Here is a 3,262-nt window from a genome sequence, read left to right as displayed (position 1 = left end):
GGCGCCGAGCTGGCACGCACCGCCGGAACGGCGCGTGCCGGCACCACCACCGACCTGGCGGAGATGCTCGATGCGGCCGGACGGCTCGCGCGCCGCCGCGCGCTCGTCGTCGTGCTGTCGGACTTCATCGGCGACGGCGACTGGGAGCGCTCGCTCCAGCGCCTGGCCCGGCGGCACGAGGTCGTCGCGCTGCGCATCGTGGACACGGCCGACGACGTGCTGCCCGAGGCCGGGCTGATCGTGGTCGAGGACGCCGAGACCGGCGAGCAGCTCGTCGTCGACTCCGCCGACCCGCTGTTGCGGGTGCGCTTCCGGGAGGCCGTCGACGCCCGCGACGCCCGGCTCACGGCGGGCATGCGCCGGGCCGGGGTGCCCGTACACCGCGTCGACACCGACCGCGACCTGGCCGAGGCGCTCGTCGAGGTCGTCGCCCGAACCCGGGACCGGTCGCCATGACAGGGGCCGCCAACGGACACGGAGGAGGCTCATGACCCTGTCCTCCCCGCTGCTGCTGGCCGTCGGGCTGATCGTCACGGCGGCGCTCGCCTGGGCGGCCGTCGTCTCGGCGCGCCGCCGGACGTCCGCGCTCGCCGCCGCCGGCGTCGCCGTACCGGGTGCCCGGCGGGCGTACCTCGGCAGCGGCCTGACGATCGCCGGCGTCGCCGTACTCGCGATCGCCACCGCCGGACCGGCGGCCATGGTGCCGGTGCCGCGGACCGCGGGCACCGTCATCCTCGCCATCGACGTCTCCAACAGCATGGGCGCCGACGACGTCGCGCCCACCCGGCTGGCGGGAGCGCAGCGGGCGGCCCGCGCGTTCGTGGCGGCGCAGCCCGACAGCGTCGACATCGGAGTCGTCGCGTTCGCACGGGGCGGGCTCACCACCGCCCGCCCCGATGCCGACCACTCCATCGCGCTCAAGGCCATCGACCGGCTGAAGATCACCGGCAGCACCTCGCTGGGGACGGCCATCACGGCCTCGCTGACGCTGATCACCGGCAAGCAGGTGGCCATCGGCCGCGACGGCGCCGCGCCCGACGTCGGCTACTGGCCGTCGGCGACGATCGTGATGTTCTCCGACGGCCAGAACCAGGGCAGGGCCGGCGATCCCGCCGTCGAACAGGCCGCCGCCGTGGCCCAGAAGGCGGGCGTCCACATCCACACCGTCGGGGTCGGCACCACGGCCGGGGCGACGGTGCAGGTCGACGGCTACCGGCTGCAGACCTCGCTGGACGAGGACGCCCTCACCTCGATCGCGCAGGCCACCGGCGGCGCCTACCACCCCGCCTCCGACACCGCGCAGCTCGACGGGGTCGCCGACACGATCGATCTGCGGCTCACCGTCTCCGACGAGCCGCTGCCCCTCGCCGGCGCCCTGATCGGGCTCGCCCTCGCGCTGCTCACCGCCGGAGCGGCGCTCACCGTGCTCCGGTCTGGACGGGTGATCTGAATGTCGTTCTCATGGCCGTGGGCGCTGCTGTCCGTCCTGATCATCCCGCTGATCTTCGCCATCCGCTGGTGGGCGGGGCGCCGCCGCCGGCGGGCCGCCGTGCGGGTCACCTCGATCGCGCTCGTACGCAGCGCTCTGCCCGGCCGTACGCGCTGGACCCGGAAGATCCCCGCGGCCCTCTTCATCGCCGGACTCGCGCTGCTCGCGGTCGGGGCCGCGCGACCGCAGGCGTCGGTGCCGGTGCCGATGACGTCGGCGACGATCCTGCTCGCGCTCGACACCTCCGGCTCCATGTGTTCCACGGACGTCGACCCCAACCGCATCACCGCCGCGAGGAAGGCCGCCGCCGACTTCATCGAGTCGCAGCGGGGCGGGCCGCGCATCGGCCTGGTCACCTTCGCGGGCAACGCGGGGCTGCTCGTGCCTCCCACCGACGACACCGACTCGCTGATCAAGGCGCTGGACGGCCTCACCGTGTCCCGCGGCACCGCGATCGGGCAGGCCATGCTCACCTCGATCGACGCGATCGCGGAGGTCGACCCGTCGGTCGCCCCCACCGGCGCGAACCCCACCGGCGGCGGCGGGGCGGGCTACGCCGGGGCCGCGATCGTCGTGCTCACCGACGGCGCCAACACCCAGGGCGTCGACCCGCAGACCGCCGCGCAGGAGGCGGCCCTGCGCCGCGTCCGCGTCTTCACCATCGGCTTCGGCACCACGAACCCGGCCCCGATGGTCTGCGACAACTCCCAGTTCGACGGCCGCGGCTTCGGCGGCTGGGGCGGCGGCTTCGGTGGCCGCGGCGGATTCGACCGCGGCCGCAACGTCCGCATGATCGACGAGCCCGCGCTCAAGCAGATCGCCCAGACCACCGGCGGCTCCTACCACCGCGCCGAGAACGCCGACCAGCTCCAGAGCGCCCTCGACGCCCTCCCCGGCACCTTCACCGTCATCCAGCAGCGGGTCGACACGGCCGCCGCCTTCGCCGCCGGCGGCGCCGTCCTCATCACCGCCGCCCTGTCCCTGTCCCTCTGGTGGAACCGCCCCCGGACCACTGATACGCCTCGTCGGTCCCCGTCGGCGTTATGAGGTGAGGACGGCGGCGGTGGGCGGCCAGCCCTCGCGGGCGCTGGGGTAGCGCGGGGCCCAGCCCGTGGCCGCGCGGAAGCGGGCGTTGCCGACCCGTAGTGAGCGGGTCAGCGAGGTGAGGCGGTGGCCGAAGAGGTAGGCGGCGCGGCCGGGGACGCTGAGCCACAGGCGGGTGTCGGCGGCGCGGGCGAGCGTGTGAGCGTACTCCCGCTTGGTCAGCGGCTCGTCGTCGACGACGTTGTACGTGCCTGCGGGCGCCCCGAGCGCGGCGACGACGGCTTCGGCGGCGTCGGCCAGATGGATGGAGGACACGTAACCGTCGGGGTGACCGAGCACCATGCCGACGTGGTGGCGGGCCTGGGCGTACATCTCCTCGCTGTGCGCGGCCCCCGGCCCGTAGAACCAGCCGAACCGCAGCACCACGCCCGCGCCGCCGCCCTCCCGGCCGAAGCGGTGCGCGCTCGACTCGGCGGCGAAGTTGCCGCGGGTCATCGGGTAGTGATCGACGGGCGCGTCCTCGTCGATCCAGCGCGCGCCCTGGTCGCGGTAGACCATGCTGACCGACTCCTGGACGACCCGGCCGACCCCGGCGGCCAGCGCGGCGTCCACGACGGCGGCCGAGCCCTCGGTGCGCCAGGTAGAGCACCACGTTGACCCCGAACCCGGCCCACACCAGCACCCCGATCATGGTGACCGTGGCCCATGCCGGGTCCGACAGGAACGGCA

General features: G+C 74.7%; 4 protein-coding genes. 3 read left to right on the top strand and 1 reads right to left on the bottom strand.

The window, feature by feature from the left end; translation table 11 throughout:
• The 3 genes from ACWDX9_RS61510 to ACWDX9_RS61500 all read left to right on the top strand — a co-directional run.
• A partial coding sequence (locus ACWDX9_RS61510) for a DUF58 domain-containing protein (protein ID WP_449973149.1) occupies window positions 1–456 on the top strand: 456 nt, incomplete at its 5' end.
• Window positions 457–487: 31 nt separating this feature from the next.
• Window positions 488–1,450, top strand: a complete 963-nt coding sequence (locus tag ACWDX9_RS61505) for a VWA domain-containing protein (protein WP_449973148.1) — start codon at window positions 488–490, stop codon at window positions 1,448–1,450.
• Window positions 1,451–2,536 carry a VWA domain-containing protein gene (locus ACWDX9_RS61500; protein WP_449973147.1) on the top strand — a complete coding sequence of 362 codons (1,086 nt, stop codon included), beginning with the start codon at window positions 1,451–1,453 and terminating at the stop codon, window positions 2,534–2,536.
• Here ACWDX9_RS61500 and ACWDX9_RS61495 read toward each other — a convergent pair.
• Window positions 2,531–3,145, bottom strand: a complete 615-nt coding sequence (locus ACWDX9_RS61495; RefSeq protein ID WP_449973146.1) for an NAD-dependent epimerase/dehydratase family protein — start codon at window positions 3,143–3,145, stop codon at window positions 2,531–2,533. The genes ACWDX9_RS61500 and ACWDX9_RS61495 overlap by 6 nt on opposite strands.
• Between the last annotated feature and the right edge of the window lie 117 nt (window positions 3,146–3,262).

Source organism: Nonomuraea sp. NPDC003201 (genome assembly GCF_053590415.1).
The sequence above is the reverse complement of the archived record's forward strand: the minus strand, read 5'-3'. Positions and strand labels throughout refer to the sequence as shown.

Excerpts from the sequence above, each read along its gene's own strand:
- ACWDX9_RS61505 (WP_449973148.1), top strand. The coding sequence starts at position 488 with ATGACCCTGTCCTCCCCGCTGCTGCTGGCCGTCGGGCTGATCGTCACG.
- ACWDX9_RS61500 (WP_449973147.1), top strand. The coding sequence starts at position 1,451 with ATGTCGTTCTCATGGCCGTGGGCGCTGCTGTCCGTCCTGATCATCCCG.